The 25,633-nt window shown below is 64.9% G+C and carries 28 protein-coding genes and 1 tRNA gene; 13 read left to right on the plus strand and 16 right to left on the minus strand.

All coding sequences use genetic code 11. From position 1 onward, the window contains the following. Positions 1 to 22 precede the first annotated feature (22 nt). From EJ067_RS17995 to EJ067_RS18005, 3 genes are all read right to left on the minus strand, one after another. Positions 23 to 955, minus strand: a complete 933-nt coding sequence (locus EJ067_RS17995) for a sigma-70 family RNA polymerase sigma factor (protein ID WP_245467983.1) — start codon at positions 953 to 955, stop codon at positions 23 to 25. A gap of 8 nt (positions 956 to 963) precedes the next feature. Beyond that, positions 964 to 1,266 carry an antibiotic biosynthesis monooxygenase gene (locus EJ067_RS35360; protein WP_126086956.1) on the minus strand — a complete coding sequence of 101 codons (303 nt, stop codon included), beginning with the start codon at positions 1,264 to 1,266 and terminating at the stop codon, positions 964 to 966. A gap of 155 nt (positions 1,267 to 1,421) precedes the next feature. Next, positions 1,422 to 2,096: an isochorismatase family cysteine hydrolase gene (locus tag EJ067_RS18005; RefSeq protein ID WP_126089661.1), complete on the minus strand. Its 675-nt coding sequence runs from the start codon at positions 2,094 to 2,096 to the stop codon at positions 1,422 to 1,424. 214 nt (positions 2,097 to 2,310) lie between these two features. Here EJ067_RS18005 and EJ067_RS18010 point away from each other — a divergent pair, with 214 nt between their 5' ends. The 6 genes from EJ067_RS18010 (at position 2,311) to EJ067_RS18035 (ending at position 7,609) form a co-directional block, all read left to right on the plus strand. Beyond that, positions 2,311 to 3,102 carry an ATP-binding cassette domain-containing protein gene (locus tag EJ067_RS18010; RefSeq protein WP_126086957.1) on the plus strand — a complete coding sequence of 264 codons (792 nt, stop codon included), beginning with the start codon at positions 2,311 to 2,313 and terminating at the stop codon, positions 3,100 to 3,102. A gap of 50 nt (positions 3,103 to 3,152) precedes the next feature. Beyond that, positions 3,153 to 4,037 carry a tonB-system energizer ExbB gene (exbB, locus tag EJ067_RS18015; protein ID WP_245467984.1) on the plus strand — a complete coding sequence of 295 codons (885 nt, stop codon included), beginning with the start codon at positions 3,153 to 3,155 and terminating at the stop codon, positions 4,035 to 4,037. Positions 4,038 to 4,043: 6 nt separating this feature from the next. Then, the gene (exbD, locus tag EJ067_RS18020) at positions 4,044 to 4,550 is read left to right on the plus strand and encodes a TonB system transport protein ExbD (RefSeq protein WP_126086958.1); all 507 of its coding nucleotides are present in this window, start codon (positions 4,044 to 4,046) and stop codon (positions 4,548 to 4,550) included. Then, positions 4,547 to 5,512 carry an energy transducer TonB gene (locus tag EJ067_RS18025; protein WP_126086959.1) on the plus strand — a complete coding sequence of 322 codons (966 nt, stop codon included), beginning with the start codon at positions 4,547 to 4,549 and terminating at the stop codon, positions 5,510 to 5,512. Before exbD ends, EJ067_RS18025 begins: the two co-directional genes overlap by 4 nt. Before the next feature lie 84 nt (positions 5,513 to 5,596). After that, positions 5,597 to 6,988, plus strand: coding sequence for a multicopper oxidase family protein (locus tag EJ067_RS18030; protein WP_126086960.1), 1,392 nt, complete (start codon positions 5,597 to 5,599; stop codon positions 6,986 to 6,988). 126 nt (positions 6,989 to 7,114) lie between these two features. Next, the gene (locus EJ067_RS18035) at positions 7,115 to 7,609 is read left to right on the plus strand and encodes a hypothetical protein (RefSeq protein WP_126086961.1); all 495 of its coding nucleotides are present in this window, start codon (positions 7,115 to 7,117) and stop codon (positions 7,607 to 7,609) included. A gap of 41 nt (positions 7,610 to 7,650) precedes the next feature. Here EJ067_RS18035 and EJ067_RS18040 read toward each other — a convergent pair whose 3' ends face one another. After that, positions 7,651 to 7,830: a hypothetical protein gene (locus EJ067_RS18040; protein ID WP_126086962.1), complete on the minus strand. Its 180-nt coding sequence runs from the start codon at positions 7,828 to 7,830 to the stop codon at positions 7,651 to 7,653. Between the two features lie 343 nt (positions 7,831 to 8,173). Here EJ067_RS18040 and EJ067_RS18045 point away from each other — a divergent pair, with 343 nt between their 5' ends. Further along, positions 8,174 to 8,512, plus strand: a complete 339-nt coding sequence (locus EJ067_RS18045) for a hypothetical protein (RefSeq protein ID WP_126086963.1) — start codon at positions 8,174 to 8,176, stop codon at positions 8,510 to 8,512. Positions 8,513 to 8,626: 114 nt separating this feature from the next. On the opposite strand, the gene EJ067_RS18050 is transcribed toward EJ067_RS18045, so the two are convergent. The 4 genes from EJ067_RS18050 to EJ067_RS18065 all read right to left on the minus strand — a co-directional run bounded on the left by EJ067_RS18050 (position 8,627) and on the right by EJ067_RS18065 (position 11,943). Beyond that, positions 8,627 to 9,043, minus strand: coding sequence for a curlin (locus EJ067_RS18050; protein WP_126086964.1), 417 nt, complete (start codon positions 9,041 to 9,043; stop codon positions 8,627 to 8,629). Positions 9,044 to 9,314: 271 nt separating this feature from the next. Beyond that, positions 9,315 to 9,716 (minus strand): curli-like amyloid fiber formation chaperone CsgH, encoded by a 402-nt coding sequence (gene csgH / locus EJ067_RS18055; RefSeq protein WP_126086965.1) that lies wholly within the window; start codon positions 9,714 to 9,716, stop codon positions 9,315 to 9,317. A gap of 61 nt (positions 9,717 to 9,777) precedes the next feature. Next, the gene (locus EJ067_RS18060; protein ID WP_126086966.1) at positions 9,778 to 10,215 is read right to left on the minus strand and encodes a curlin; all 438 of its coding nucleotides are present in this window, start codon (positions 10,213 to 10,215) and stop codon (positions 9,778 to 9,780) included. 1,652 nt (positions 10,216 to 11,867) lie between these two features. Further along, positions 11,868 to 11,943 (minus strand) — tRNA-Ala (locus EJ067_RS18065). Between the two features lie 140 nt (positions 11,944 to 12,083). On the opposite strand from EJ067_RS18065, the gene EJ067_RS18070 reads away from it, so the two are divergent. Both EJ067_RS18070 and EJ067_RS18075 read left to right on the plus strand, forming a co-directional pair. Continuing rightward, on the plus strand, positions 12,084 to 12,374 hold the full coding sequence (locus EJ067_RS18070; protein WP_126086967.1) for a YggT family protein: 291 nt from the start codon (positions 12,084 to 12,086) through the stop codon (positions 12,372 to 12,374). A 15-nt stretch (positions 12,375 to 12,389) separates the two neighbouring features. Next, on the plus strand, positions 12,390 to 12,701 hold the full coding sequence (locus tag EJ067_RS18075) for a DUF167 family protein (RefSeq protein WP_126086968.1): 312 nt from the start codon (positions 12,390 to 12,392) through the stop codon (positions 12,699 to 12,701). Between the two features lie 71 nt (positions 12,702 to 12,772). On the opposite strand, the gene EJ067_RS18080 is transcribed toward EJ067_RS18075, so the two are convergent. From EJ067_RS18080 to EJ067_RS18090, 3 genes are read right to left on the minus strand one after another with little or no spacing between them, the layout of a single operon-like run. Beyond that, entirely contained in the window at positions 12,773 to 13,654 is an 882-nt protein-coding gene (locus tag EJ067_RS18080) for a MurR/RpiR family transcriptional regulator (protein WP_126086969.1), read from the minus strand. A gap of 24 nt (positions 13,655 to 13,678) precedes the next feature. Beyond that, a complete protein-coding gene (ugpC, locus tag EJ067_RS18085; RefSeq protein WP_126086970.1) occupies positions 13,679 to 14,746 on the minus strand; it encodes a sn-glycerol-3-phosphate ABC transporter ATP-binding protein UgpC in 1,068 nt (355 codons plus the stop codon). 2 nt (positions 14,747 to 14,748) lie between these two features. Then, positions 14,749 to 15,519: an SDR family oxidoreductase gene (locus tag EJ067_RS18090; protein ID WP_126086971.1), complete on the minus strand. Its 771-nt coding sequence runs from the start codon at positions 15,517 to 15,519 to the stop codon at positions 14,749 to 14,751. Between the two features lie 173 nt (positions 15,520 to 15,692). On the opposite strand from EJ067_RS18090, the gene EJ067_RS18095 reads away from it, so the two are divergent. The 4 genes from EJ067_RS18095 to EJ067_RS18110 all read left to right on the plus strand — a co-directional run bounded on the left by EJ067_RS18095 (position 15,693) and on the right by EJ067_RS18110 (position 20,447). Further along, entirely contained in the window at positions 15,693 to 16,922 is a 1,230-nt protein-coding gene (locus tag EJ067_RS18095; protein ID WP_126086972.1) for a sugar ABC transporter substrate-binding protein, read from the plus strand. A gap of 205 nt (positions 16,923 to 17,127) precedes the next feature. After that, positions 17,128 to 17,997: a sugar ABC transporter permease gene (locus tag EJ067_RS18100; protein ID WP_126089663.1), complete on the plus strand. Its 870-nt coding sequence runs from the start codon at positions 17,128 to 17,130 to the stop codon at positions 17,995 to 17,997. After that, positions 17,994 to 18,821 carry a carbohydrate ABC transporter permease gene (locus EJ067_RS18105; RefSeq protein WP_126086973.1) on the plus strand — a complete coding sequence of 276 codons (828 nt, stop codon included), beginning with the start codon at positions 17,994 to 17,996 and terminating at the stop codon, positions 18,819 to 18,821. Before EJ067_RS18100 ends, EJ067_RS18105 begins: the two co-directional genes overlap by 4 nt. Positions 18,822 to 18,902: 81 nt before the next feature. Then, complete coding sequence (locus tag EJ067_RS18110) at positions 18,903 to 20,447, plus strand: M81 family metallopeptidase (RefSeq protein ID WP_126086974.1); 1,545 nt, start codon at positions 18,903 to 18,905, stop codon at positions 20,445 to 20,447. A gap of 118 nt (positions 20,448 to 20,565) precedes the next feature. Here EJ067_RS18110 and EJ067_RS18115 read toward each other — a convergent pair whose 3' ends face one another. From EJ067_RS18115 to pdxY, 5 genes are all read right to left on the minus strand, one after another. After that, positions 20,566 to 22,620, minus strand: coding sequence for a M3 family metallopeptidase (locus tag EJ067_RS18115; protein ID WP_126086975.1), 2,055 nt, complete (start codon positions 22,618 to 22,620; stop codon positions 20,566 to 20,568). A 138-nt stretch (positions 22,621 to 22,758) separates the two neighbouring features. Beyond that, positions 22,759 to 23,175, minus strand: coding sequence for a nuclear transport factor 2 family protein (locus EJ067_RS18120; RefSeq protein ID WP_126086976.1), 417 nt, complete (start codon positions 23,173 to 23,175; stop codon positions 22,759 to 22,761). Positions 23,176 to 23,197: 22 nt separating this feature from the next. Continuing rightward, on the minus strand, positions 23,198 to 23,839 hold the full coding sequence (locus EJ067_RS18125; RefSeq protein ID WP_126086977.1) for a carbonic anhydrase: 642 nt from the start codon (positions 23,837 to 23,839) through the stop codon (positions 23,198 to 23,200). A 139-nt stretch (positions 23,840 to 23,978) separates the two neighbouring features. Beyond that, on the minus strand, positions 23,979 to 24,746 hold the full coding sequence (locus EJ067_RS18130) for a DUF429 domain-containing protein (RefSeq protein ID WP_126086978.1): 768 nt from the start codon (positions 24,744 to 24,746) through the stop codon (positions 23,979 to 23,981). Next, positions 24,743 to 25,627 (minus strand): pyridoxal kinase PdxY, encoded by an 885-nt coding sequence (gene pdxY / locus EJ067_RS18135; RefSeq protein ID WP_126086979.1) that lies wholly within the window; start codon positions 25,625 to 25,627, stop codon positions 24,743 to 24,745. Before pdxY ends, EJ067_RS18130 begins: the two co-directional genes overlap by 4 nt. Between the last annotated feature and the right edge of the window lie 6 nt (positions 25,628 to 25,633).

Raw genomic sequence — 25,633 nt, forward strand, 5'->3', positions numbered from 1 at the left:
TTCCGGGTCGCGTCTATCGCGGCTACGGGTCGACTCTCCCTGAAGGTTGGGATGAGAACTCCAGCCCGTCCATGACATAGTCCGCGAAGAGGAAATCGCGGATGCCGGCGATCCGGCCATGCTCCCAATCGATGAGGATGAAGTAGCGCGGCGGCGCGTCCGGACGATCCGGGCTGGTGACCAGGATCGCGGGCCGGCCTTCGACGAGGCCGGTGGCAAAATGCCAATGCGTCTCGTCGGCATAGCGGCCGAAATAATTGCCGACATATTCCTTGCCCTCGGCGCGAAGCCGATTGACCAGTTCCAGCTTCACGTCATCGGCAAGCAGACCTCGCAAGGCGTCGAAATCGCGGGCGTTGAAGGCCGCGACATAGTCGCCGAGGCGCCGCATGTCGCGCTGGTCGAGGGCCGGGCGCGGCGTTGCCGCCGCGGGCACGGCGGCCAGTTTGCGAAGGCTTTCGCGGCCCCGCTGCAGCGCGCCCTTGATCGCAGTTTCCGTGGTTTCGAGGATCTCTCCGATTTCTTCCAGGCTGTGGCCCAGCACGTCCTTCAAAACGACGGCGCATCTTTGCGCCGGCGGCAACTGCATCAGCCCGGCAAGGCTGGCCTCGGCGGCGATGCGCGCATCGATGGGAGAGTCTTCATCGGCGATCGTATCGGGCTCGACGTCGCTCTCATGCGCCTTGGCGCGGCTCCGCTTGCGTAGGAAATCAAGGGCTGAATTATGCGCGATGCGGAACAGCCAGGGCTCTGTCTTGTCGGGCATGTCGCCATTCCTGATCGCCACGAAAGCTTTGGCCAGAGCTTCCTGGACGATGTCCTCGCCATCGATGACCGATCCCACCATCCGTGAGCAATAACGGTGCAACCGAGCTCTTGAGCCTGCGGCTTCGCGCTCGAAAATGCGAAGCCTGACTTCGGTCGTCGTAGCGGGATGATCCTGCAAACCGGTCACGCGGCCTCCTACTTTTCCACACCGGCTTCGTGAGCGTAGGCCGTATGCCCTATCACGCTCTCGCCGGCTCCAAGCTCCACGATCGCCTTCATATACTCGGCGAAGCGGGGATCGTTCCGGAAGGCGGCGATGTCGTCGGCCGAACGCCATTGCGAGACGTTGACCACCTTGCTGCCGTCGCCGCCGACGACCACGGACGAGGCCAACGAGCCCGGCTGCTTGCTGAAGAAGTTCCGAGTCCCTTCGGCAAGCACCGTTGCGAGGTCCTGCTGCTTGCCGGGCTTGGCGGTAAAGACGTTGATCAAGGTCACTGCGTCGACATGGCTCGGCTCCGTTTGTCCTGGTGGCGGAGGCCGTCTTGGCTTCCGCCAGCGTCACAACCGTCAAGACGAAGGCGATGCCGGGAACGGAACGATGCATGTGAAAAAAAATTTATCGACAGACATTGCGGTCGCGGGATCCCATTTCAACCCGTACCCGCCGCAAGCCGCGACAGGGCCGCGATAACAGCCTCCGAGTCCGCCAGTGCGCCGAAGACGCCGTCCTCGACGGTCACCATGTGGAGCGCCGCCTCGTGCGCCTTTCGGTCGCCGCTGGCGCAGGCGTCCGCGATCGTCAGGCACTGGAAATTGCGGTCGCAGGCCTCGCGCAGCGTGGTGTGCACGCAGACGTCCGTCGTGCAGCCTGTGAAGAGCAGGTGCGTTATGTCCCGCGCCCGCAGCACCAGTTCCAGATCGGTATAGGTGAAGGCGCCATTGCAGGTCTTGTCAACGACGATGTCCTGCGGCTTGACCTCTATGTCGGCGACGATCTGGAAGCCCGGGCTGGAGCGCAGCAGGATGTCGGTGCCGTCCAGCCCCGCCCGCTTGCGGCGCCATTTCTCGTAAGGCGTCATGTCGGCCATGTCGGCGCGGTAGCCTTGCCTGGTGTGGACGATGGTGAGCCCGGCGGCGCGGGCAACCGCGATCAGCCGGTTCACGGCGGGCAGGATCGCCCTCAGCGGTGCGGGGTCATAGCCCTTTCTGGCGAAATAGCCCGTCGGCGACAGGAAGTCCTCCTGCAGGTCGATGACGAGCAGCGCGGTGTTTTGCGGCACCAGCCGGCCGTCATAGGGAAAGTCGAATGGGATCGCCTTGATCATCGCCTGCTGCCTCGATTTGCCGACCGGAATGGTGGCCCGGCGACGACGTCGCAGTCCAGACCTCATTGCGCCCGGTCCGACAATCGAAGCGGCATGGCTATTTGTTGATCGCCAAAGTCACCTTTATAGTTGACTAGTAAGCTCATGTTTTCTAGTCAACCGGCGTTGGCCGCCTGGCGACAGCCCGAGGCAGCGGCCGCTTGGGAGACGGACCTTGACCGCAGCAGCTACCCAGACAGCTTTTCATGTCGACGCGGTGCGCTTTGCCGTCGGCGAGCGCACTCTGCTCGGGCCGGTCTCGTTCGAACTTCAACGCTCGCGGGTCTACGGACTGATCGGTCACAACGGTTCCGGCAAGTCGACGCTGGTCAAGCTTTTGGCGCGGCAGCAGCCGGCAAGCTCGGGCGACATCCGCTTCGCCGAACGCCCTTTGGCCGGCTGGGGCGCGCGCGAGCTGGCGCGGGCGCTGGCCTATCTGCCGCAGACCACCCCGGCAGCGACCGGGCTCACCGTGCGGGAGCTCGCGGCGCTCGGGCGTTACCCCTGGCATGGCGCGCTCGGCCGTTTCGGGCCGCAAGACAGAAGTCATGTCGAGGAAGCGCTGGCGCTGACCGACATGAGCGCTTTCGCCGATCGGCTGGTGGACGAGCTTTCGGGCGGCGAGAGCCAGCGCGCCTGGCTCGCCATGCTGGTGGCGCAGAATGCAGGCGTCATGATGCTCGACGAGCCGATCTCGGCGCTCGACATCGCGCATCAGGTCGAGGTGCTTGGCCTGGTCCGGGACCTCAGCCGCAAGCGCAGCCTATGCGTCGTCGTGGTGCTGCACGATCCCAACATGGCGGCGCGCTATTGCGACGAGCTGATCGCACTGAAAGAGGGCCGGCTCTTAAGGCGCGGCACCCCCGCCGAGATCATGCAAGGCGAGGTTCTCAGAGACATTTTCGGCGTCGAGATGGGGGTGCTTGGGCATCCCGTCACCGGCCAGCCCATCGGTTACGTGCAATGATGAAGCGAGGACGAGTCTTGTCCCGGAACAGTTTTTTTGCGGTGCTGGCCATGTCCGCCATCCTTTCGGCCGGCCCCATTCTCTCGGCTGGTATCGCGCTGGCGCAGGAGCAGCCGGGAGCGCCGGCGCCGGCTGCGCAGACGCCGGCCACTGCCGCGCCGACCGAACCGCGCGTTCAGCCGGCTCTGGGCAACGCCGGAGGTGAAGAGCCTTCCGCCATTGCCCTGACGCTGCCGCATGACCTGTCGCCCTGGGGCATGTTCATGAACGCCGACATCGTGGTGAAGGCGGTCATGGTCGGGCTTGCCTTCGCCTCGCTGGTCACCTGGACGATCTGGCTCGCCAAGTCGCTCGAGATCCTCGGCGGCAAGCTGAGAGCCCGCCGCGCGGCGAACGCCATCGGCAACGCCGCGACGCTGATGCAGGCGGCCCGCGCGCTTGGCCATGGCGGCGGTCCGGGCGCGCTGCTGCTGCGCGCGGCGGAGGAAGAGCGGGCGCTTTCAGTCGGCGCGCTCGACCATGCCTCGGGCGACGGCCTGAAGGAGCGCGTCACCTCCAGGCTGTCGCGTATCGAGGCCGCTGCGTCGCGGCGCATGTCGCGCGGCACCGGCCTGCTCGCCACGATCGGCTCGACGGCGCCCTTCGTCGGCCTGTTCGGCACCGTCTGGGGCATCATGAACGCCTTCATCGGCATCTCGCAGGCGCAGACCACCAATCTGGCGGTGGTGGCGCCCGGCATCGCCGAGGCGCTGCTTGCCACCGCGATGGGCCTGGTGGCGGCCATTCCGGCAGTCGTCATCTACAACGTCTTTGCGCGGTCGATAGCCGGCTACCGGCAGATCCTGGCCGATGCTTCCGCCGGCGTCGAGCGGCTGGTCAGCCGCGACCTCGATTTCCGCGCGGTGCCGCCGGCAACGGCCATGGCGGCGGAGTAAACGGCTATGGCGGCGCGGATCCGTGAAACGGGCGGCGACGATCTCGAGGAAAGCCACGAGATCAACGTCACCCCGTTCATCGACGTCATCCTGGTGCTTCTGATCATCTTCATGGTTGCGGCGCCCTTGGCAACGGTCGACGTCAATGTCGACCTGCCGGGCTCGACGGCGACGCCGGCGCCGCGGCCGGTGACGCCGCTCTTCCTCACGCTGAAGAGCGATCTCACGCTGGCGATCGGCAATGACGGCGTGCCGCGTCAGGCCCTTGCCGCGGTGCTCGACGCCAGGGCCAAGGGCGACAAGCAGACCCGCATCTTCCTGCGCGCCGACAAGACGGTGGGTTATGGCGAGCTGATGGAGGTGATGAATCTGTTGCGCGCCGCCGGCTATCTCAAGGTTGCGCTGGTCGGGCTGGAGACGGCGTCCGGCACCGGAAGCGCGGCCCCGGCGGGCGGGGCTCCGGCCGCCAGTGGTGGCGCCGCGCCGGCGACGGCCGGAAGCGCGAGCCAATGACGGCCGCGGCAACAGCAATCTCCCATCCACGCTTCGGCGTCCGTGAAGCCGGTCTGTGGACAGGCGCGGCGGCGGTCATTCTCGCCGCGCATGTCGCGGTCGCCTATGCGGTGCAGAACCTCAGCTTCGCCGAGGTGCCGGACGGCGGTTCGCCGCCGGCGCTGGCGATCGAAATGGCGCCGCTGGCGCCCGCGGTGCCGGAAGAGGTGACGACACTCGACGCGGTCACGCCGGCTCCGCGCGATGCGATCGAGAAGACAGTCAGCGAAGCGGAGCCGACGACCGACCAGGCGCCGCAGCCGGTCGTGGAAGAAGCCGAACCGGCTACCGAACAGCCCGCCGATGTTGATAAGGCCGAACCGGCGGCGCCGACCGTGGCGGCGCTGAGCGAGCAACCGCCGCTGGAAGAGGCCGTTCCCGACCCGGTCGAGACGGTCGCGCCTGACGTGCCCGTCCCGCTGCCGCAGCCGAAGCCAGTCGAGACGGAAATCAAGGCAGCCAAACCCGTCGAGGCGAAGACAAAGGCAGAGAAGAAGCCGGTTGAGAAACCGAAGCAGCGGCCGAAGAAGGAAAAGTCGGCGCCGCCGAAGGCGGTGACGACGGCCAGCATCGAAGCCAGGGCCGGCGCCAAGGCGGCAGCGCCGCATTCCTCCGACGCGGCGCCGCGATCCAGCGTCGGCCCGTCGCGGTGGAATTCCAGCCTGGCGGCGTGGATCAGGCGCCACACGCGCTATCCGAGCGCGGCACGGTCGAGAAAGGCCGAAGGCAGCCCCAATGTTACCTTTACGGTGGACGCCTCCGGCAGGGTGGTCTCGGCCCGGCTGGCGCGCTTGTCGGGTGACGCGGATCTCGACCGCGCGGCGCTCGGCGCGCTGCAGGGCGCGTCGGTGCCGGCGCCGCCGGCTGAGCTCGGAGCGCGTGTCACACGAACGGCGCCATTCGTCTTCAGCTTGCGGGACTAGGCCTGCGAGACGGATGGTGATAGGCGGCTGGACGGTTCAGCTTTAATCAGAGGTGCTGTGGGCTGCCGCCCGCCGAAGAAGCACATGACGGTATTCACGCGCCGCACTCTTCTAAAGACCGCCGCCGCTGCCGGTATCGCCGGCGTCGGTGCCTCGACCATCGGCAGGCTGGCCGGCTTTGCAGCCGTGCCCGATCCAGTGGTGCTGAAGACCACCGGCATTCAGGCGCAACTGATGGACGGCGCACCGACGAAGAACGTGCTCACCTATGGCGAGGCAGGCCCGCCGCCGGTTGTCAGGATGCGCAAAGGCGAGCTGTTCGCCGCGCGGCTGGTCAACGGCATCGACGATCCGACCACGATCCACTGGCACGGCATCCGCGTTCCGAACAAGATGGACGGCGTGCCGTTCCTGGTGCAACCCTATGTCTACCAGGGCGACCATTTCGACTACGCGTTTTCGCCGCCCGACGCCGGCACCTTCTGGTACCACCCGCACTGCAACACGCTCGAGCAGATGGGCCACGGGCTGACCGGTGTCATCGTGGTGGAGAACCCCAGCGATCCGCAATTCGATGCCGAAGCGGTGGTCAATCTGCGCGACTGGCGGCTCGGCGACGACGGCCAGTTCATCGCCCCGTTCCGGCCGCGCGACGCGGCGAGGGCCGGCACCTATGGCACGGTGCGCACCGCCAACTGGCTCGACCAGCCGCAATATGACGCGCCGGCCGGCGGTCTGGTGCGGCTCAGGGCCGCCATCACCGACGTCACGCGCATCTACGCCTTCCGCGTCGACGGCGCAGCGGCGGCCGTCATCGCGCTCGACGGCAATCCGGTGCTGCAACGCTTTGCGCCCGATGCCTTGCAGCTCGGGCCCGGCCAGCGGCTGGAGCTTGCCATCCGCATGCCCGATGAAGAAGGCGCGATCGTCAGCCTGCGCGACGTCCGCGGCACCAAGCCGAAAATCCTGGCGACGCTGCGCGCGGTCGGCAAATCGCTCAAGCGCGACCTGCGCGATCTGCCGCCGCTTGAGCCGAATCCGGTGGCGGAGGTGGACCTTGGCAGCGCCAGGCGCATTCCGCTGGCGCTCAGCGCCACGGCGGAAAACGTCTCGGCCGACAGCATCTGCGGCTCGCTCGGCTACAGTTTCTGGGCCATCAACAAGGTGCCGTGGCCGGGCGACACGCCCGACCCGACCGCGCCGCTGGCCGAGCTGAAGCTCGGCAAGAGCTACATCATCGACATGGAAAACCTGACGCCGCATTCGCACCCGATCCACTTGCACGGCATGAGCTTCAAGGTGCTGACGTCCTCGACGCGCCAGGTGCAGCCGCTCGTCTCCGACACCTATCTCATCCAGCCGGATGAGAAAGTTCAGCTCGGCTTCGTCGCCGACAATCCCGGCGACTGGCTGCTGCACTGCCACATCATCGAGCACCAGAAGACCGGCATGACGAGCTATTTCCGGGTGGGCTGAGGTGGTGCAGCGCGAGGCGCTCTCGCCTTCGACCGGAATTCGCGGACTTCCCCGGCTTGACGCCCTTGCCCGCTTGCCTAGGTAGGCAAGAGGCGCTGGGGCGGCACGCAACTCCGACCGAACGGCATGACATCTTTGCGCATTCGAAAACTTGCCCTTGTCGCGGCAGGCATCTCCATCTTGTCGTCCTGCGTCATCCCCGACGATACGTCGAGCATCGCCAAGGTCGACGCCACCACGGCCGCTGCCCGCAAGGAGATGGTCGGCCTCAGCGAGGCCGATGTCCGAATGTGCGCCGGCTTTCCGACCGCGACGGCCGACACGGGACCTTCCGGCCAGATCTGGACCTATCAGCGCACCGTGCAGCGCGGCAACCTCAGCATCGCGATGCCGACGATGGCGGTCGGCGCGATTCCCGCGGTTGGGGGGTCCGTCAACGTCGCGCCCGGCGGCTATTGCAACACGCAGGTTCGCATGGTTGGCGGCCGTGTCGCGGAAGTCACCTATGCCGGCGACAACAATTTGCCGAACAGCATCGATGCGCTCTGCGTCAGCACGGTGGACGCGTGCGTCGCCTATGCGCGCCAGCGTAGTCGTAAAGCGACGGCCGTATCGAGGTGAACAGGTGAGATCGGGCGGGCGACGCGAGAGCCCCGCTTGCTTCAGCGCCCGCCGCGACGGATGGCACCCGACTTGTCTTCAGTGGTGTCGGACGAAGCTTGCCGACGCGGGTCTTTCCCGACATCGGACGGCGTGGCATCCATCAGGTTTCTGACCTTGGCGTTGTTGTGCGCATGGATGATGGCGCGGCTGAGATGGAGCAGCAATCCGACCACTGACATTGGCACTTCCTCCGTTGAGCTGGCGGATATGTCGGCGGCGGGGCGCCCGACAAATGCGCCCCGTCTGTTTCACGGGGATGGCGCGGAAGGCGGCGTCCCGTTTCCAATTCGTGACCTGGAAACATCCGCGTGCGAGCGGCCTCGACGGCCTATGAACTCCGTGGGAGCAGCGCATGCCTGTTGCCGGGGCTTCGAGCGGTCCGGTGCCCAGGTCACAGGGCGCCGGTGGCAACATGATCTAACGCTCATATGTGCGACGGGAAACAAAAGTGATCGCCGGCCGCCGCAAATCGTCCCGAATCCGACGGTCTTTCGGCCCCGACTCGAAACGACGGAGAGGTCCATGAAATTGTTTGTTCTTGCCCTTGCCGGCGCCATGCTGGCACCGATGGCTGCGGTGCGGGCTGCGCCGATAATCGCCGTGCCGGACAGGGGCAGCCTGGTTCAAGAGGCGCATGTGACATGCGCGTACCTGACCGATGACGGCTACTGCGTGCGCTCGCACAAGAAGCACCATTACTGGAAGCCCAAGCACCACTACCGGCAAATCTACCGCACCTACGAGCCGCAGCGGCCGGAGGAGTATGACTGGCGCTATCAGCGCCCGCGGACGGTTATCCGCGTCATCCCCAGCTATCCGCGGGAGGACGAAGACAATTGGGATGATGATTGGGACGATTGAGGCAATTTCCAATTGCTCACTGGCGTGCCGCGGGCTCGCGGGCTGTAACGACCATCGGCGGCGGCTGCGTGGCCGGACAGTCGTCCACGCATCCGCAACCCGGCGCGTTCTCGCCTACCAGCCGAACAGCAGAGCCGCTCCGCTCTGGCCGTCACCGGTCTGCGCGACGTTGGCGTCGGTGTTTCTGCCGAACTGGAAAATGCCATAGGAATTTTCGTTGCCGTCCTGCCGCAAGGTGGCGGCGTGTCCTCTGCCCTCCTGTCGAATTATGCCGAGATTGCCGGCACCGTCCTGACCTATGCCGGCACGGTTGTTCCGCCCAAGCTGCCTGATATGGGCGCCGCCGCGCAGCCCGTTGTAGAGCGAATAGGCGCGCAGGCCGAGATCCAGCACCCGCGCATCGCGGGCCGTCCGGGGCGAGTAGTAGAACCCGATCGAACCGCCCGCCTCTGCCGGAGCGGCAACCAGGGGCAGGCCGATGGCCGCGGCGAGCGCGGCGGCGTTGACGAGGTTTGCGATCTGGCGGTTCATTTGACGTCTCCTTGCGGGTTCGACTGTTGATGAGGAACAGTCGCACGGCAAAGCTGAACCCTGGCGGAAGGATGCGTTCAGGAGCCGTTCAAGAGCCGGAGCGGTTCGGCCTTCGACAAAATCGCCGACGCTTCAAGTCTCCGTTCTCACGCAAATCCGGATGAAGAACCGCCGCTCAGTTTCCAGGACCTGCTCATGCCCTGTTGGAAACGGCGAAGGGCTCCGGTTGCACGGAGCCCTTCCTTGATCTGCGGACCGCGGGAGCCGGCGTTCAGGTAGGGCCGGACACTTGCTTGGCGCAGCTGACGCTCGTGCTGCCTGCGATCACTTTCAGCTTGACGTCGTAGGCAGCGCCATTCGCCCCCACGCTCATCCGGCCGAGCGAGGCGGGATTGCCCGGGCTGGCTTCGAAGGCGCCGCCCTGCCGAATGTTGGCGGAGCCGGACGGGCCGTCGCCGGAGACGCTGACCGCGTAGGTGCCGCTGATGGTCTTGTCGGCATAAACCAGGGGCTCCAGCAGAATGGCGTCTCCTTCAATCGCATCTCGTATCTCGCATCGCAGCGGCCCGGAATTCGAGCCATCCTTGCCGGCCGTCGCCCCGGTCGCGCCGGCGGCGATCACGGCCAGCAGCGCGGCCGACGCCGCTGCCATTCGCTTGTCCAATCTGGTCATGGATGATCTCCTCGCGATGTCAGGATGGTGGCCGGCAACACCGTTGCCGACCGTCCATGGTTCAGGGGCAGTCCTGGACGAACGCGGCGACATTGCCGCTGCCGCCCTGGCTGACGTCGGCGTTGCAGCCGTGGCCGACCTGGACGCCGGCGGCGATATTGCCATTGCCGTCCTGCGTCAGGATCGCGGTGTGGTTCGAGCCGAACTGGGCAATGCCTGCGGCGTTTCGGCTGCCGTATTGATAGGTCGCGCCGTAGTTGTTGACGCCCTGCTGCCCGATCACCGACCGGTTGCGATGACCATATTGCTGGCCGATCGCGGTGTTGAAGCGGCCATCCTGATAGAAGTGTATGCGGTTACGATAGCCGTGCTGGCCGCCGCCGGCGGAATTGCGCCAGCCATATTGCTCGATGTTGACGTCATTGGCCATCGCGGGAGCGATGGTGGTAAAGCCGACGACGGCTGCCAAGGCTACGGCGACAATTGATGTGCGGGTCATGGGGCTTCTCCTTCATGCGGCAGGGGACCGCGGTTGAACGGCCTCTTTGTAGGAGGTTGGCCCGGAACGGAGCCTGAAGGCTCCATTCAGCGAAAATTCATGACCGCTCCGTTCGGATGTTTCAGAGCTGCAGCACCCCGCGATGCGCTCTGCGTCAGCACGGTGGACGCCTGCGTGGCCTATGCGCGCCAACGCAGGCACACTACGGCGGTGTCCAGGTGGACGGCCATTGGCTCTGCGCCGTGGCTGGAGCTGCTATTCAACGGGTAACGCAGAACGAACGGCAGCGGCCCCATGATGCTTTGGGTCGGCGTTCTCGAAGCGACTGCCTCGATGGTGGGACAACAGGGGGCATTTCCGCCCCCCTGAGGCACTTACCTGTTCTTGCACGGTTCGTCGGTCGTGGTTGTCGTCTGGCCATTGTTGTCAGGGTTGGCGCTGTCGTTTGTCTTTCCGCCATTCCCCTGCCCGGAGGTGGTTGTCGTGTCGCTGTCGAAGCCATTCTTTCCGGCAGCGACGCTGCAACGGCTAGAGATAAAAGGAGGCGGATTCCCCAACAATCATCCGCGCCCCTCTCCTTTCGCCAGACGGTCTTCACGGCATGCCCGCGGTTTTCCCGCACAACATGGTCGTAATCAGTTACTGTTCCCCGGTCCGGTCGTCGTGGTCGACGTTGAGCAATTATTGCAGTCGGTCTTGCCGTTATTGATCTGCCCGCTCGGTCCGGTCGATGTCGTAGTCGTTGTCGTACCATTATCGTTGTTGGGTGGGTTGCCGCTATGTCCCTGCTCACTGGTGGTTGTCGTCGTACTGCCCTTAGGGTCCGCAAACGCGGGAGCGGAGACTGCGAATGCAAGCGCTGTCGTGACGATAAGGATCGTTTTCATTTCGTTCCTCCTGACACTGCTACGGACGCCGCATCTTTGGAGCGTGGCACGGCCTTTCAGCACCACGCCAAACGATAAAATTAGACATAACTAATATTTAAACACAATGCATCCTAAAGGACTACCACCGTCTCCCAGCGATACTGCAGATTTCAAACTGACCCACTCCCCGGATGTGCGATCAGGCCGTCTAGGAAGGCCGTGAGGAAGGGCAGGGCTGTCACCTCTTGGCGAGCCTAGAAAACGGAAATGGCCGCTAGGATGGGTCTGGATCGGAACATCGCCAGCAATGCGCCCGGAGCTATCACTATCACCGGTCCGGCTAGGCACATGCAGCCAATTGCAATGCTTCTCTTCGGTTCAGTGGTCGGCAGCCATTCCATTCTGATGAAACCGTACAGCAGGTAGGCTCGTAGGAATGCGCAGTACCGGCAATGCCGGCCGGGACAATGGTCAGCCACGGGCTATCTGACAACGGGACAATAGCGACGAGCCGGTTGAGCGCTTCGTACATAAGACCAAGAACGACGCCCAGTAGCATGACGGACCACCATCGGCGAATGAGGTAGGCTCCCAACAGTGCTCGCTTGATCACTCAGTCAAGCGGTAAATGCCCAAGTCCGTACGTTCGCAACGCCATATGATGATAGCAGCGAAAAGACGGTGACGGGAGACGGACAAATAGGCCGGAATGCGCATAGCAATGTCTCACTTCGTTGTCCCACCAACGAGAACCCATTGCCAAAGCCTTGATTTTAAATCCGCTGGTGGAGCTGAGGGGGATCGAACCCCTGACCTCATCATTGCGAACGATGCGCTCTCCCAGCTGAGCTACAGCCCCGTTCCAGCGGATCGGCTTGTATCGGTCGCGGCGGTTTGATGTCAAGGCGAAACGGCTACCTGCCGTCAGGCGCGGTAGCCGGCGGGCCTTGCCGGTTCGCCAAGCAATGGCTACATGTCGGCGACAATTTGGAGACCGGCATGATCGCCCTCATTCAAACCATCGTCATGGCGCTCGACCTCTATTGGTGGATCATCATCGCCTCGGCGATCTTTTCCTGGCTTTATGCCTTCAATGTCGTCAACTCGCGCAACCAGTTCGTCGACACCGTTGCCAACATGCTCTACCGGCTGACCGAGCCGGCGCTCAGGCCGATCCGCCGTTTCATGCCCGATCTCGGCGGCATCGACATCTCGCCGATCATTCTTCTCCTGATCATTTTCTTCATCCGGCAGTTCCTGCTCACGACCGTCCTGTCATTGGTCGCCTGAGACCGGTTCCGGTCGATGAGCGCGCCGTTTCGCCCGCGCGACGACGGCATCGACCTTTGCGTGCGGCTGACGCCGAAGGCGGCGCTCGACCGGATCGACGGCGTCGAAACGATCGCCGACGGGCGCAGCCACCTCAAGGTCCGCGTGCGCGCCGTGCCGGAGAAGGGCGCCGCCAACGCGGCGCTGGAGCGGCTGGTGGCCAAGGCGCTGGGTGTGCCGGGATCGGCAGTTTCGGTCGTTGCCGGGGGGACGTCGCGGCTGAAGACTGTGCGGATATTGGGTGATGCAGCGGCGCTGGCGAAAAGCGTCGACGCTCTTTCCGGATAATCCAGACCTGAGATGCTGGCGCGAAGGAACGCCAGCCGGGCTATAGGATCCATCATGGCGCCGATTAGCGCTCAATCCCCCAGCGGCAGCCTTGGATCGTCCACCTTCAGCGTGTTCACGCTCTGCTTGATGCGGCGCAGGTTCTCCAGCACTTTGGGGCCGCGCGATTCCGCCACCGTGGTGGCGATCATGTCGAGGATGGCGAGCAGCGCGTAGCGCGAAGAGGTCGGCTTGTAGATGTTGCCGTCCTCGAAAGACTGCAGCAGGATGACCGTGTCGGCGGCCTTGGCGAGAGCGGAGTCCGCGGCGGTGATGGCGACGGTTGCCGCGCCATATTGCTGGGCGACCTCGACGGCCTCGATGACCGAACGCGCATAGCCCGACACCGAGAAGGCGACCACCGTCGTCTCCGGCGTTGCGACCGCGGCATACATGCGCTGCAGCTGGCCGTCGACCTGGGCGAGCGCCGAGAGGCCCAGCCGGAACAGCCGGTTCTGCATCTCGGTCGCCATCATCGAGGAAATGCCGCCGGAGCCGATGCACAGCACATTGCCGGAACTGGCGATGCGGGCGGCCACAGCCATCAGCGTCGTCATGTCGACGTTCTCGCTGGCGCGCTGGATGGCGGCGATCGCAGCTTCGGTGATGGCCGAAGCGATGCGCTGCTCGCGCGCGTCGCGGCTCAGCGGCTCCGGCGACAGATACTGGCCGCCGATGGCGATCGCCTGCGCCAGATAGAATTTGAAATCGCGCAGGCCCTCGCAGCCGAGATTGCGGCAGAATCGGGTGACCGTCGGCTCGCTGACGCCGACGCGCGCGGCGATCTCCGAGATCGCGGCCTTGGAGGCGAAATCGAGATCGGAAAGCACCAAGCCCGCCAGCCGGCGGTCCGACTTGGTGCCGTCCTGCGACATCAGCTGAAGACGCGTGATGATATCGGCCGGTGTCTTCATGTCGTCATCGTCATGTCTTGATCATCACAGCGGCAGGCCCGTCGCCTTGTCGAAGAGGTGGATGTTGCGCGGGTCGACGCTCACCGGCAGCCGGTCGCCCGGTTTGACCTGCAGCCGGTCGCGGAACACGGCGCGCACCGTGTCGTCGCCGACCGAGCCATAGACATGCGTTTCCGAGCCGGTCGGCTCGACGACATCGACGTCGATGGCGATCGCGCCCTCGGCGGCGCCGATGACGAAATGCTCGGGGCGGATGCCGGCCTCCACGGTGTCGCTGCCGGCCGCCGTCTTGCCGGCAAGCGCCAGCCGGCCGCCGCCTCTGGTCTCGAACCAGGATCTGCTGTCGGAGGTCTTCAGCGCGCCGGAGACAAAACTCATCGAAGGCGAGCCGATGAAGCCGGCGACGAATTTGTTAGCCGGCTTATCGTAGAGCTCGAGCGGCTGGCCGACCTGCTGGATGCGGCCGCGGTCCATCACCACGATGCGGTCGGCCATGGTCATCGCCTCGATCTGGTCGTGGGTGACGTAGACGATGGTCGATCTCAGCCGCTGGTGCAGCGCCTTGATCTCGGTGCGCATCTGAACGCGCAGTTGCGCGTCGAGGTTGGAGAGCGGTTCGTCGAAGAGAAACACCGAGGGCTCGCGCACGATGGCGCGGCCCATGGCGACGCGCTGGCGCTGGCCGCCGGACAATTGCCTGGGGTAGCGGTCGAGATAGGAGAAGAGGTTGAGCACGCCGGACGCCTTCTTCACCTTGTCGTCGATCGCCGCGCGGGTCTCGCCCCGGATCTTCGGGCCGAAGCCGATATTGTCGGCCGCCTTCAGGTGCGGGAACAGCGCGTAGGACTGGAAGACCATGGCGATGTTGCGCTTCTGCGGCGGCAGGTCGTTGGCGCGCGTGCCGCCGATCACGAGGCCGCCCGAGGTGATCGTCTCCAGCCCGGCCAGCATGCGCAGCAGGGTCGACTTGCCGCAGCCGGACGGACCGACCAGCACGACGAACTCGCCGCTCTTGATCTCGAGGTTGATGTCCTCGAGGATTTTGTGCTGGCCGAAGGATTTCGACAGGTTGCGAAACAGGACATCGGTCATGGTCACGCTCCCAATATGTCGTCGATGAAAGGCAGGTAGCCGGCTGTCAGTCCGGCGTCCACCGGCACCACCGCGCCAGTTATGCCGGAAGCCCGGTCGGAGGCAAGGAAAGCCACGGCCTCGGCCACTTCGGACGCATTGACGATGCGGCCGAGCGGGTAGAGCCGCTTCAGCCGGCCAAGGATCTCGGGGTCCTTGGCCAGCCGATGGTCCCAGGCGGCGGTGCGGATCGAGCCCGGACAGACGACATTGGCGCGCAGCCCGCTGCGGCCGAGCTCGACTGCAATCGATTTGGCGTAGGCGTTGATGCCGGCCTTGGCGGCGGCATAGGCCGGATTGCCGAAATGCGAAATCGCGTTGACCGAGGAGATGAAGACGACATTGCCGGAACCGCGCCCGGCCATTGCCTTGATCAGCGGGTCGGCAAATGTCATCACGCCGGTCAGGTTAAGGTCGAGCTCCTGCTCTATTCTGTCGGCCGTCAGCGCATCGATCGTCTCGGCGCGCGTCCAGCCGGCATTGTTGATCAGGATGTCGGGGACGCCGTCCTTGTCGAGCAAGGCAGGGATCGCAGCCTCGATCGAGGCGCGGTCGAGCAGGTCGAAGACATGGCGCGAGGCGATATGCGGGCTGGCCAACGCCTCGGCCGACTGGTCGCAGCCGACGATGCGGGCGCCGCGCTCGGCCATGAGCGCCACGATCGCCGAGCCGAGGCCGCCGCCGGCGCCGGTGACGACAATTGTCTTGCCCTCGAAATCGGCCTTCGAGACCACGATAGGCGCTCCTCCACCACGTCAGACAGCGATGAACGCTACCCAACGAAATGTAATTAAGCAACATGATAAACTGCTTGCATGGAGAGAAACCATCGATAATGTAGGAAAGTCACATAAATCCTGTGCCAAAAAAGGGCCAGGCGCCAATGGGCATCAATGGGAGAGATCAGATGAGCCTTGCGAAATGGACCGTCGGCCTGTTGGCCGGAATGAGCATGCTGGCGCTCGCCGCGCCGGCCGATGCCGGCGAGGTGCGCGTCACCGTCGCCGAATACAGCGCCAAGACCGGCCCCTATTTCGAAGCGGTGAAGAAGGAGTTCGAGGCGGCCAACCCCGGTATCACGATCAAGTACGAGGTCGTGCCGTGGGACGTGCTGCTGCAAAAACTCACCACCGACATCACCGCAGGCACCAATGCGGACCTTTCGATCATCGGCACGCGCTGGCTGATCGACTTCGTGCAGCAGGACGTCGCCGAGCCACTCGACAGCTACATCACGCCCGAGTTCAAGGACCGCTTCATCGACACCTTCCTGCAGCCCTCGATCATGGGCGGCCACACCTACGGCCTGCCGATCGCGGCTTCGGCGCGCGCCATGTATTACAACAAGGAGCTGTTCGAGAAGGCCGGCATCGCCAAGCCGCCGGCAACCTGGACCGAGCTGCAGGAAGATGCGCGCAAGATCAAGGCGGCCGGCGCCTTCGGTTTCGGCCTGCAGGGCAAGGAGATCGAGACCGACGTCTACTATTATTACGCGATGTGGTCGCAGGGCACCGAGATCCTCAACAAGGACGGCACGTCCGGCTTGAGCACGCCGGGCGCGCTCGAGGCCGCCAAGCTCTACAAGTCGATGATCGACGAAGGCCTGACGGAGCCAGGCGTCACCTCCAATAACCGCGAGGACGTGCAGAACCTGTTCAAGCAGGGCAAGGTCGGCATGATGATCACCGCGCCGTTCCTGTCCAATCAGATCAAGGAAGAGGCGCCGAACCTGAAATACGGCGTCGCCGCCATTCCGGCCGGCCCGACCGGCGCGCGCGGCACTTATGGCGTCACCGATTCCATCATCATGTTCAAGAACTCCAAGAACAAGGACGAGGCCTGGAAGCTGCTCGACTTCCTGTTCACCAAGGAGCAGCGCGCCAAGTTCACGCAAGGCGAAGGCTTCCTGCCGGTGAACAAGGAAGAGGCGAAGATGGACTACTACGTCAACAACGCCGACCTCGCCGCCTTCACTGCGCTGTTGCCCGACGCCCGCTTCGCGCCGGTCATCCCGGGCTGGGAAGAGATCGCCCAGATCACTTCGGACGCCATGCAGAAGATCTATCTCGGCAGCGCCGAGCCGGAAGCCGCCCTGAAGGAGGCGGCGGACAAGGCCAACGGCGTGCTGAAGAAATAGGGCGTACCTCCCTGCGCCCGTGGCGCGCCCTACCCCCGCGGGGCGCGCCACATCTTTTTCGTTCACGAGTGCATAGCGGTTTCCGAATTCCGGATGCTTCGGACAAGGCCAGATCGCCAACGTCGGCGAGGAATTCAAAGGACGTGTCTTGAGCACCAATGCCACTGCCACTGATGTCTACCCGCAGCGCGGTGCAAGTCAGCCGATGCAAAGCCGTATCCTGCCTTACCTGCTGACGTTGCCCAGCCTGTTGCTGGCGGCGGTGGTGATCTTCTGGCCAGTCTGGGATCTGGTGCAGATCTCGACGCATGACGTGAACCGCTTCGGCCAGCTGCGCGACTTCAGCGGCCTCGCCAATTTTTCGGCGCTCGCCGCCGATCCCGATTTTGTCGCCGCCCTGTGGCGCACCGGCCTGTGGACCGTGCTGGTGGTCGGCGGCGCTCTGCTGCTGTCGATCCCGGTGGCGATGATCCTCAACAGCGATTTCTACGGCCGCGGCCTCGCCCGCGTCATCATCATGCTGCCCTGGGCGGTGTCGCTCACCATGACGGCGGTGGTCTGGCGCTGGGCGCTCAACGGCGAGAGCGGCATGCTGAATTCGGCGCTGATGAAGCTCGGCCTGATCAGCCAGAACATCCAGTGGCTGGCGAGCGCAGAGACCGCATTTCCGATGCAGGTGCTGATCGGCATACTGGTGACGGTGCCGTTCACCACCACGATCTTCCTCGGCGGTCTGTCCTCGATCCCCGACGATCTCTACGAAGCGGCCGCGCTCGAGGGCGCAACGCTCTTCCAGCAGTTCCGCGAGATCACCTTTCCGTTGCTGAAACCCTTCATCAACATCGCGATCGTGCTGAACACGATCTACGTCTTCAACTCCTTCCCGATCATCTGGGTGATGACACAGGGCGGGCCGGCGAACTCCACCGACATCCTGGTTACGCATCTCTACAAGCTCGCCTTCCGCATCGGCAAATTGGGCGAGGCGTCGGCAGTGTCGCTGGTGATGTTCGTCATCCTGCTCATCTTCACCATGATCTATGTGCGGCTGGCCATGCGGGAGCAGCGCGCATGAGGAACGGCAAGCTGAAACGCACCATCATCGCCTGGCTGCTGCTTTTGCCGCTGATCGTGGTGACGATCTTCCCGTTCGCGGTGATGTTCCTCACCGCGGTCAAGCCGCGGACCGAGGTGCTTACGCCAAGCTGGTGGCCGAGCGAGTTCCGCTGGTCGAATTTTGCCGACATGTGGGTGGCGACCGGCTTCGGCCAGGCGCTGCTCAACTCGCTTTATGTCTCAGCGCTGGCGACAATCGGCGCCATCCTGATCTCGGTGCCGGCGGCCTATGCCATGTCGCGCTTCCGCTTCAGCGGCTATGGCGCGTTCCGCCAGTTCCTGCTGATATCGCAGATGATCTCGCCGATCGTTTTGGTGCTCGGCCTGTTCCGGCTGATGGCCGCCTGGGGGCTGGTCGAATCGACAACGGCGCTCGGCTTCATCTACATGGCATTCAACGTCGCTTTCACGGTTTGGATGCTGCAGAGCTATTTCGACACCATCCCGCGCGATCTCGAGGAGGCGGCCTGGATGGAAGGCGCCGGCCGCTGGCTGACCTTGCGAAAAGTGTTCCTGCCGCTCTGCCTGCCGGCGATCGCGGTGACGGCGATCTTCACCTTCATCAATGCCTGGAACGAGTTCGTGGTGGCTCTCACCATGCTGCGCAGCCAGGAAAGCTATACGCTGCCGATCCAGGTTTTCTCGCTGGTCGCCGGCCGCTATACGATCGAATGGCACCATGTCATGGCGGCCACGCTGCTCGCGACCTTGCCGGTGGCGATCCTGTTCATCTGGCTGCAGCGCTACCTCGTGCGGGGCCTCGCGCTCGGGGCTGTCAAATAGCAATCCCAGCAATTCCAGGAAAAGTGTGCAGCGGTTTTCCGTTCGGAATTGCGAAAAACGAAGAGCCCTTACGGAGTTTTGATGCGCGTCTTCACCGCCTCGCTGGCGACGGAAACCAACACCTTCTCGCCGGTGCCGACCGACCGGGCCTCGTTCGAGATGGCCTTCTATGCCGGACCGGGCAAGCACCCGGAGACGCCGACGCTGTGCTCCTCGCCGATCGTGGCGCTGCGCCGCCGCGCTGCGAAGGAAGGTCTGACCGTCATAGAAGGCACCGCCACCTGGGCGGAGCCCGGCGGGATCGTGCAGCGGCAGACTTATGAGGCGCTGCGCGACGAGATCCTCGGCCAGCTCAAGGCCGCGTTGCCGGTCGATGCGGTGATCCTCGGCCTGCATGGCGCCATGGTGGCGCAAGGCTATGACGATTGCGAAGGCGATCTTCTGGAGCGCGTGCGCGGAATCGTCGGGCCGAAGGTGGTGATCGCCTCGGAATTCGATCCGCACAGCCATCTGACGCCGAAGCGCGTGGCGGCCTCCGACATCATGGCCTATTTCCTCGAATTCCCGCACACCGATTTCTACGAGCGCGGCGAGCATGTGGTCGAGCTTGGCCTGGCGGCGGCGCGCGGCGAGATCAAGCCTATCATCTCGACCTTCGACTGCCGCATGATCCAGGTGCTGCCGACCAGCCGCGAGCCGATGCGCTCCTTCGTCGACAAGATCAGGGCGCTGCACGGCAAGGACGGCGTGCTGTCGGTCTCGGTCATCCACGGCTTCATGGCCGCCGACGTGCCGGAAATGGGCACGCGCATCCTGGTCGTCACCGACGACGACAAGGCAAAGGGCGACGCATTGGCGGAAAAGCTTGGACGCGAGCTCTACGCCTTGCGCGAAAAGACGGCGATGACGATGCTGAACACGGCCGCCGGCATCGAACGCGCGCTCGCCGTGCGGGCCGAGCGTCAGGACAAGCCGGTGGTGATCGCAGACATCTGGGATAATCCTGGCGGCGGCGTTCCGGGCGACGGCACCATCGTGCTGCGCGAGCTGCTTAAGCGCGGTGTCGACAAGGTCGGCGTGGCGACGATCTGGGACCCGATCGCGGTGACCTTCTGCCATGCGGCAGGCGAGGGCGCCGTCATCGACCTGCGTTTCGGCGGCAAGGCGGGGCCGCAGGCCGGCGAGCCGATCGATGCGCGCGTCACGGTGCTGAGGGCGGTGAAGGAGGGCTGGCAAAGTTTTGGGCCGAGCCGGGTGACCTTGGGGGCTTCAGCGGTGGTTCGCATCGAGGGCACCGAGGTCGACGTCATCCTCAACACCAACCGCACCCAGACCTTCGAGCCGGACATCTTTTCCAACATCGGCGTCGATCCGCTGTCGAAGAGCATTTTGCTGATCAAGTCGACCAACCATTTCTACGCCGGCTTCGCGCCGATCGCCGCCGAGATCATTTATGTCGCGGCGCCGAGCTCCTATCCGAGCAACCCAGCGGTGACGAATTACAGGAAGCTGAAGCGGCCGGTGTGGCCACGGGTGAAGGATCCGTGGAAGCTGCCAATCTCCCCCCTTGTGGGGGAGATGCCCGGCAGGGCAGAGGGGGGCGCGAAGGATCGCGACCTTGGTTAGATCAGGCGAGGCAGGAACCGACGAAGGGATCGGCGGGTTTTGTGTCTGAGACGTCGGCGGGACAGCGCCCCCCTCTGGCCTGCCGGCCATCTCCCCCACGAGGGGGGAGATTAGCCAATCACACCAATCCCCGTTTCACCATCATCGCTTCCGGCGACGGCATCTTGCCGCGGAACGCCGTGTAAAGCTCTTCCGGATCCTTCGAGCCGCCGGCGGCGTAGATGTTCTTCCTTAGCCGCTCGGCCAATTCCGGATTGAAGGCGTCGCCGGTTTCCTCGAAGGCCGAGAAGGCATCGGCGTCGAGCACCTCGGACCACATGTAGGAATAGTAGCCGGCCGAATAGCCGTCGCCGGCGAAGACATGGCCGAAATGCGGGGTGCGGTGGCGCATGGCGATCGTGTCGGGCATGCGCAGCCTTTCGAGCGTTTCGGCCTCGAAACGAAGCGGCTCGGCCGGCGCGTCCGGCCGCGCATGATAGGCCATGTCGATCAGCGCCGATGCGGTGAACTCGACCGTGGCGAAGCCGGCGCCGAAGGTGCGGGCGGCGAGCATCTTGTCGAGTAGGTCCTTCGGCATCGGCTTGCCGGTCTTGACGTGCAGCGCATGCTTTTCCAGCACCGCCGGCACCGTCAGCCAGTGCTCGTAGAGCTGCGACGGCAGCTCTACGAAGTCACGGCTCACCGAGGTGCCGGAGACCGAAGGCCAGGTGACGTCGGTCAGCATGCCGTGCAGCGCATGGCCGAACTCGTGGAACAGGGTCTTGGCCTCATCGACCGACAGAAGAGCCGCCTCGCCGGCCGGCGGCTTGGCGAAGTTCATGATGTTGTAGATGACGGGCCTGGCGCCAGGCCCAAGCTTGTAGCCGGACTTCAGCGCGCTCATCCAGGCACCCGAGCGTTTTGACGGCCGCGCGAAATAGTCGGCCAAGAACACGCCGCGCTCGCTGCCGTCGGCATTCCTGACCACGAATGCGCGGGCATCGGGATGCCATGCCGCAATGCCCTTCTTCTCCTCGAAGGTGATGCCGAAGAGCCGCGTCGCAACGTCGAAGCAGGCTTCGATGACCCGCTCGAGCTGCAGGTAGGGCTTCAGCTCGGCCTCGTCGAAGGCGAATTTCTCGGCGCGCAGCTTCTCCTGGTAGAAGCGCCAGTCCCAGGCGGCGAATTTCTCGTTGCTGCCGGCTTCGGCCGCCAGCCGCTCCAGTTCCTTCTGGTCGGCGGCCGCTCTCTCCAGCGCCTTTCCCCAGACCGGATCGAGCAGGTCGTGCACGGCCTTCGGCGTCTTGGCCATGGTGTCGTCGAGCTTGAGCGCCGCGAAGGATTCATAGCCAAGCAGCTTCGCCTTCTCGGCGCGCAGCTTCAGCATGCCCCGCACCACTTCGGTATTGTCGCTGGCGCTGCCATTCTGGCCGCGCGTGATGAAGGCGCGGAAGGCGATCTCGCGCAGGTCTCGGCGCTCGGAAAACGTCGAGAACGGCTCGTAGATCGAGCGCGACAGCGTGACCGCATAGCGGCCTTTCTGGCCGCGCATCTCGGCGGCCTCGGCCATCGCGCTCTTCAGGAAGTCCGGCAGGCCGGCAAGGTCGGCCTCGTCGAGGAACAGCGCCCAGTCGCGCTCGTCGGCCAAAACGTTCTGGCCGAATTGGGTGCCGAGCGAGGATAGCTCCTCATTGATGGCGGCAAGCCGGTTCTTGCCGTCCACGTCGAGCTTGGCGCCGGACCGGACAAAGCCTTTCCAGGTCTTTTCGAGGACGCGCAGCGTCTCGGGATCGAGGTTCAGGTCCTCGCGGCGCTGGTAGAGGTCGTCGATGCGGGCAAACAGCTTCTCGTTCATCGAGATCGCCGAGAAATGCCTGGACATCTTCGGCGAAACCTCACGTTCCATCGCCTGGATCGTGTCATTGGTGTGGGCGCCGGCGCGGCACCAGAAGATCGACGAGACATGGTCGAGCGGCTCGCCGGCGAGTTCCAGCGCGGCAAGCGTGTTTCCAATGCTCGGCGCCTCGCTGTTGCCGGCGATGGCATCGATCTCGGCCCGATGCGCCTCAAGCGCCGCGTCGAAGACGGGGCCGAAGTCATTGTCGCCGATGCGGGAGAAGTCCGGCAGGCCAAGCGGGCCTTGCCAAAGGGTCAACGGATGGGCGGCGAGGTCGACGGGTTTTGACGATGACATGAGCAATTCCGGTGGGCTGGATGGAGGCGGGTTGCCTCGGATGTAGGGCGGTGTCCGACATCGCGCAACAGCAGGGTTTATCTCTTGTTTGAGCATGATCTTTTCCGAAAACCGCTACACACTTTTCGGGATCATGCTCTAGTAGGCGCTGCAGTCCTGCGCGACCGCCGTCTGGGTGCTGGCGGTGATGCGGCCGCCGACGACGGTAAAGGTCTCGCGCATCAGCGTGTCGTTCCCGGGGAAGTCGTAGCAGGCGAGCACCGTGGTCTGGCCGTTCTCGCTCTTCTCGATGCGGTGGCGGATTGTGGCGCCGGCGACGGCGCCCTGCCATTCGTCGATCGAGGCGATGAATTCCTGCTTGTCCTGGACGACGCCGATATCGTCGAGCTTCATGCGCACGTCATCGGCGAGCAGTTCCGACAGTTCGGTGCGGTCGGCGACGAGGAGCGCGGAATACCAGCGATCGATGACGGCGCCGTCATCGGCATTGGCGCGGACGATCGCGGACAGCAGCAACGCCGCCGCAAGGAAGAACGTCCGCCAGATCCGGTCCATCAGCCTCTCCCTGGCTCCGGCGTCACAGCTCCGGCCGCTCGAAATCGCCGGTTTCCTTGTTCATCAGCCAGAGCTCACCGGTCGAGATGTCGAACCAGGCGCCGTGCAGCGTGAGCTTGCCCTTGCCCTCGAGGATCGAGACGCAGGGGAAGGTCCTGAGATTGGCGATCGAGTAGCGGATCGAGATGCGCTCCAGCGCCGTCTGGCGCTCCGTCGCGGTCATCAAGGTGCTGGCCGCCACCGTCTCCGCCGCCGGCGCGATCAGGCTCATCCATTTGCCGATGAAATCGCCGGGCGACAGCGGCGCCGAATTGGTGTCGAGCGCGGCGCGGATGCCGCCGCAGCGGCCGTGGCCCATCACCACGATGTTTTTCACCTTGAGGCTCTGCACGGCGAATTCGAGCGCGGCCGAGGTCGAGTGGAACTCGCCGTCCGGCTCATAGGGCGGCACCAGGTTGCCGACATTGCGCAGCACGAAAAGCTCTCCCGGCCCGGCGTCGAAGATCGCCTCCGGCGCCGATCGAGAATCGCAGCAGGCGACGATCATCGTCTCGGGTGCCTGGCCCTCGCGCGCCAGCGAGCGATAGCGCCCGCTTTCGGCCGGATAGCGGCCGTTCATGAAGTTGCGATAGCCGGTCAGCAGATGCTCGGGGAGATGGGGCATGGGCGGCGTCTTGACCCTTTCCGGGTTGGAAGCGGCTGTGCAAATCAATCTGGAAAGCCCTGTAACGGCAAAAGCCGGTCGCGGGCAATGCCGAATTGCGGATGGCTGCGTCGCAAACGCATGCCTCAGCCAGGCTCGGCTACGCCCAAATCGCGACCCGAATGCCGAAGCGGTCGGTCAGCGGCGGATCGGGCGAAGGCCGCGCCTCGCCGCTGGCGATGCGCCCGGCGATCAGCATCATGGCCGCCGCGTCGAGGAAGTCGTCGCTGGCGGCGCCCTTCGGCGGCGCCTGGTCGAGGAAGGCCTTTTCATAGCCATGGCGGCAAAGCAGCGCCTTGCGCTCCTCCATGCCGGCCGGGTTGACCGCGCCCTTGATCTTCTTGGGCAGCGCCATCGCTGTGCCGCCGTTGAGCCGGCAGAAGGCGACTTCCGGGTGCGATTCGAAGACGCGGCCGCGCATTTCGGGTCGCGCGATCAAAAGCGCGTCGATCTCGCGGATCTTCGAAAAGATGCCGAAGGCCTGGATGGAAACGCCGCGCGGCGGATCGGAGGTCGCCATCGCGACCTCGCTCGCCCGCCGATGCGCGGCGTACCAGGCCTCGATGGTGGTGAAGTCGGCGGTCTCGGCGTAGAGCGCGGCGCGTGACGGGATGGCAAAGACGCTCGATTGCCTGGTTCCCAGCAGCGGCCGCACCAGCGCTTCCGGCCCGCGGCCGCCGCGGCTCGAAAAATCCGGCAGGCCGATCGGCATGTCGACGGCGATCGTGGCACCGGGCAGGGCGTCGAGCAGCGCCTGGAAGCTTGGAAAGATCGAGACCGATGGCACGGCGCCGGCTTCGCGATGGACGGCGATCCAGCCGGCCTTGCAGCCGTCGACGCCTGCCAGCACGCCGCCGCCGGGCGTCACGCCCGCTTGTCCCGTCCGGGATGGAGGAGGTGGCGCAACTGCACCATGGCCATCGGATGCGACAGGCTCTGCGCGTCGGTCTCGAGCTGCAGCTCGTCGCCGCCGCGTTTGGCGGTGCGTGCCAGGATCTCGTAGACGGCAGCCGTGGTCGACTGCAGCGCCTTTGCCGGCGGCTGGCCGGACAGGATGCGGGCGAGATAGACGGCGGCCGTCAGGTCGCCCAGCCCGTTCGGCGGCTTCTCGATCAGGCGGTGCTCGGCAAGCAGCGCCTGGCTGCCGTCGAGCAGGAAATTGCCGGTGCCGCCCGTCAGCATCGACGGCGCCGAGGTCACCAGCATGGTGGAGGGACCGGCATGAAGGGCCGCCGCCGTCACGGCCTTGATGTCCGGCAGCGGCGCGCCGGCCATCCATTCCAGTTCATAGCGGTTGGGCGTGGCGATGTCGGCGATCGGCATCAGCCCGTCGCGCAGGGCGACGGCCGTCGGCTCCGGCACGTAGAGCCCGCCGGAATCGCCCATCACCGGGTCGCAGACATAGAGGGCGCCCGGGGTCTTGGCCTTGACGGCGGCGACCAGCGAGGCGACGGCCTCGGCCTGGCCGGCCTCGCCGAGATAGCCTGACAGCACGGCGCGAACCTCGCCAAGCCACGGCGCGCGCTCGAGATCGGCGAGCAGCGCCCTGAACTGATCGAGCGGCGGCACGATGCGCGTGGCGCGGCTGTGGCCCGGATGCCAGGGCAGGATGACGGTCGGCACCGCCCAGACCGGAAAGCCCAGCGTCTCCAGGGCGAAGACCGCGGCGCGGTTGCCGACGGAGCCGCGGGCGACATGGCTGGAGATGACGATGACCGCGCGCGGCGCGTCGGTATTCTCTGCATTCATGGAGTT

Origin of the sequence: Mesorhizobium sp. M1D.F.Ca.ET.043.01.1.1, assembly GCF_003952385.1 — a bacterium.
Classification (GTDB): domain Bacteria; phylum Pseudomonadota; class Alphaproteobacteria; order Rhizobiales; family Rhizobiaceae; genus Mesorhizobium.

Coding starts and splice junctions, on each gene's coding strand:
- EJ067_RS18115 (WP_126086975.1), bottom strand. CDS start 22,620: ATGTCATCGTCAAAACCCGTCGACCTCGCCGCCCATCCGTTGACCCTT.
- EJ067_RS18125 (WP_126086977.1), bottom strand. CDS start 23,839: ATGCCCCATCTCCCCGAGCATCTGCTGACCGGCTATCGCAACTTCATG.
- EJ067_RS18005 (WP_126089661.1), bottom strand. CDS start 2,096: ATGATCAAGGCGATCCCATTCGACTTTCCCTATGACGGCCGGCTGGTG.
- exbB (WP_245467984.1), top strand. CDS start 3,153: ATGTCCGCCATCCTTTCGGCCGGCCCCATTCTCTCGGCTGGTATCGCG.
- EJ067_RS18095 (WP_126086972.1), top strand. CDS start 15,693: ATGAGCCTTGCGAAATGGACCGTCGGCCTGTTGGCCGGAATGAGCATG.
- EJ067_RS18070 (WP_126086967.1), top strand. CDS start 12,084: ATGATCGCCCTCATTCAAACCATCGTCATGGCGCTCGACCTCTATTGG.
- EJ067_RS18050 (WP_126086964.1), bottom strand. CDS start 9,043: ATGAACCGCCAGATCGCAAACCTCGTCAACGCCGCCGCGCTCGCCGCG.
- EJ067_RS18060 (WP_126086966.1), bottom strand. CDS start 10,215: ATGACCCGCACATCAATTGTCGCCGTAGCCTTGGCAGCCGTCGTCGGC.
- EJ067_RS18030 (WP_126086960.1), top strand. CDS start 5,597: ATGACGGTATTCACGCGCCGCACTCTTCTAAAGACCGCCGCCGCTGCC.
- pdxY (WP_126086979.1), bottom strand. CDS start 25,627: ATGAATGCAGAGAATACCGACGCGCCGCGCGCGGTCATCGTCATCTCC.
- ugpC (WP_126086970.1), bottom strand. CDS start 14,746: ATGACCGATGTCCTGTTTCGCAACCTGTCGAAATCCTTCGGCCAGCAC.
- EJ067_RS18075 (WP_126086968.1), top strand. CDS start 12,390: ATGAGCGCGCCGTTTCGCCCGCGCGACGACGGCATCGACCTTTGCGTG.
- EJ067_RS18080 (WP_126086969.1), bottom strand. CDS start 13,654: ATGAAGACACCGGCCGATATCATCACGCGTCTTCAGCTGATGTCGCAG.
- EJ067_RS18040 (WP_126086962.1), bottom strand. CDS start 7,830: ATGTCAGTGGTCGGATTGCTGCTCCATCTCAGCCGCGCCATCATCCAT.
- EJ067_RS18100 (WP_126089663.1), top strand. CDS start 17,128: ATGCAAAGCCGTATCCTGCCTTACCTGCTGACGTTGCCCAGCCTGTTG.
- EJ067_RS18105 (WP_126086973.1), top strand. CDS start 17,994: ATGAGGAACGGCAAGCTGAAACGCACCATCATCGCCTGGCTGCTGCTT.
- EJ067_RS18045 (WP_126086963.1), top strand. CDS start 8,174: ATGAAATTGTTTGTTCTTGCCCTTGCCGGCGCCATGCTGGCACCGATG.
- EJ067_RS18035 (WP_126086961.1), top strand. CDS start 7,115: ATGACATCTTTGCGCATTCGAAAACTTGCCCTTGTCGCGGCAGGCATC.
- EJ067_RS18120 (WP_126086976.1), bottom strand. CDS start 23,175: ATGGACCGGATCTGGCGGACGTTCTTCCTTGCGGCGGCGTTGCTGCTG.
- csgH (WP_126086965.1), bottom strand. CDS start 9,716: ATGACCAGATTGGACAAGCGAATGGCAGCGGCGTCGGCCGCGCTGCTG.
- exbD (WP_126086958.1), top strand. CDS start 4,044: ATGGCGGCGCGGATCCGTGAAACGGGCGGCGACGATCTCGAGGAAAGC.
- EJ067_RS18110 (WP_126086974.1), top strand. CDS start 18,903: ATGCGCGTCTTCACCGCCTCGCTGGCGACGGAAACCAACACCTTCTCG.
- EJ067_RS18025 (WP_126086959.1), top strand. CDS start 4,547: ATGACGGCCGCGGCAACAGCAATCTCCCATCCACGCTTCGGCGTCCGT.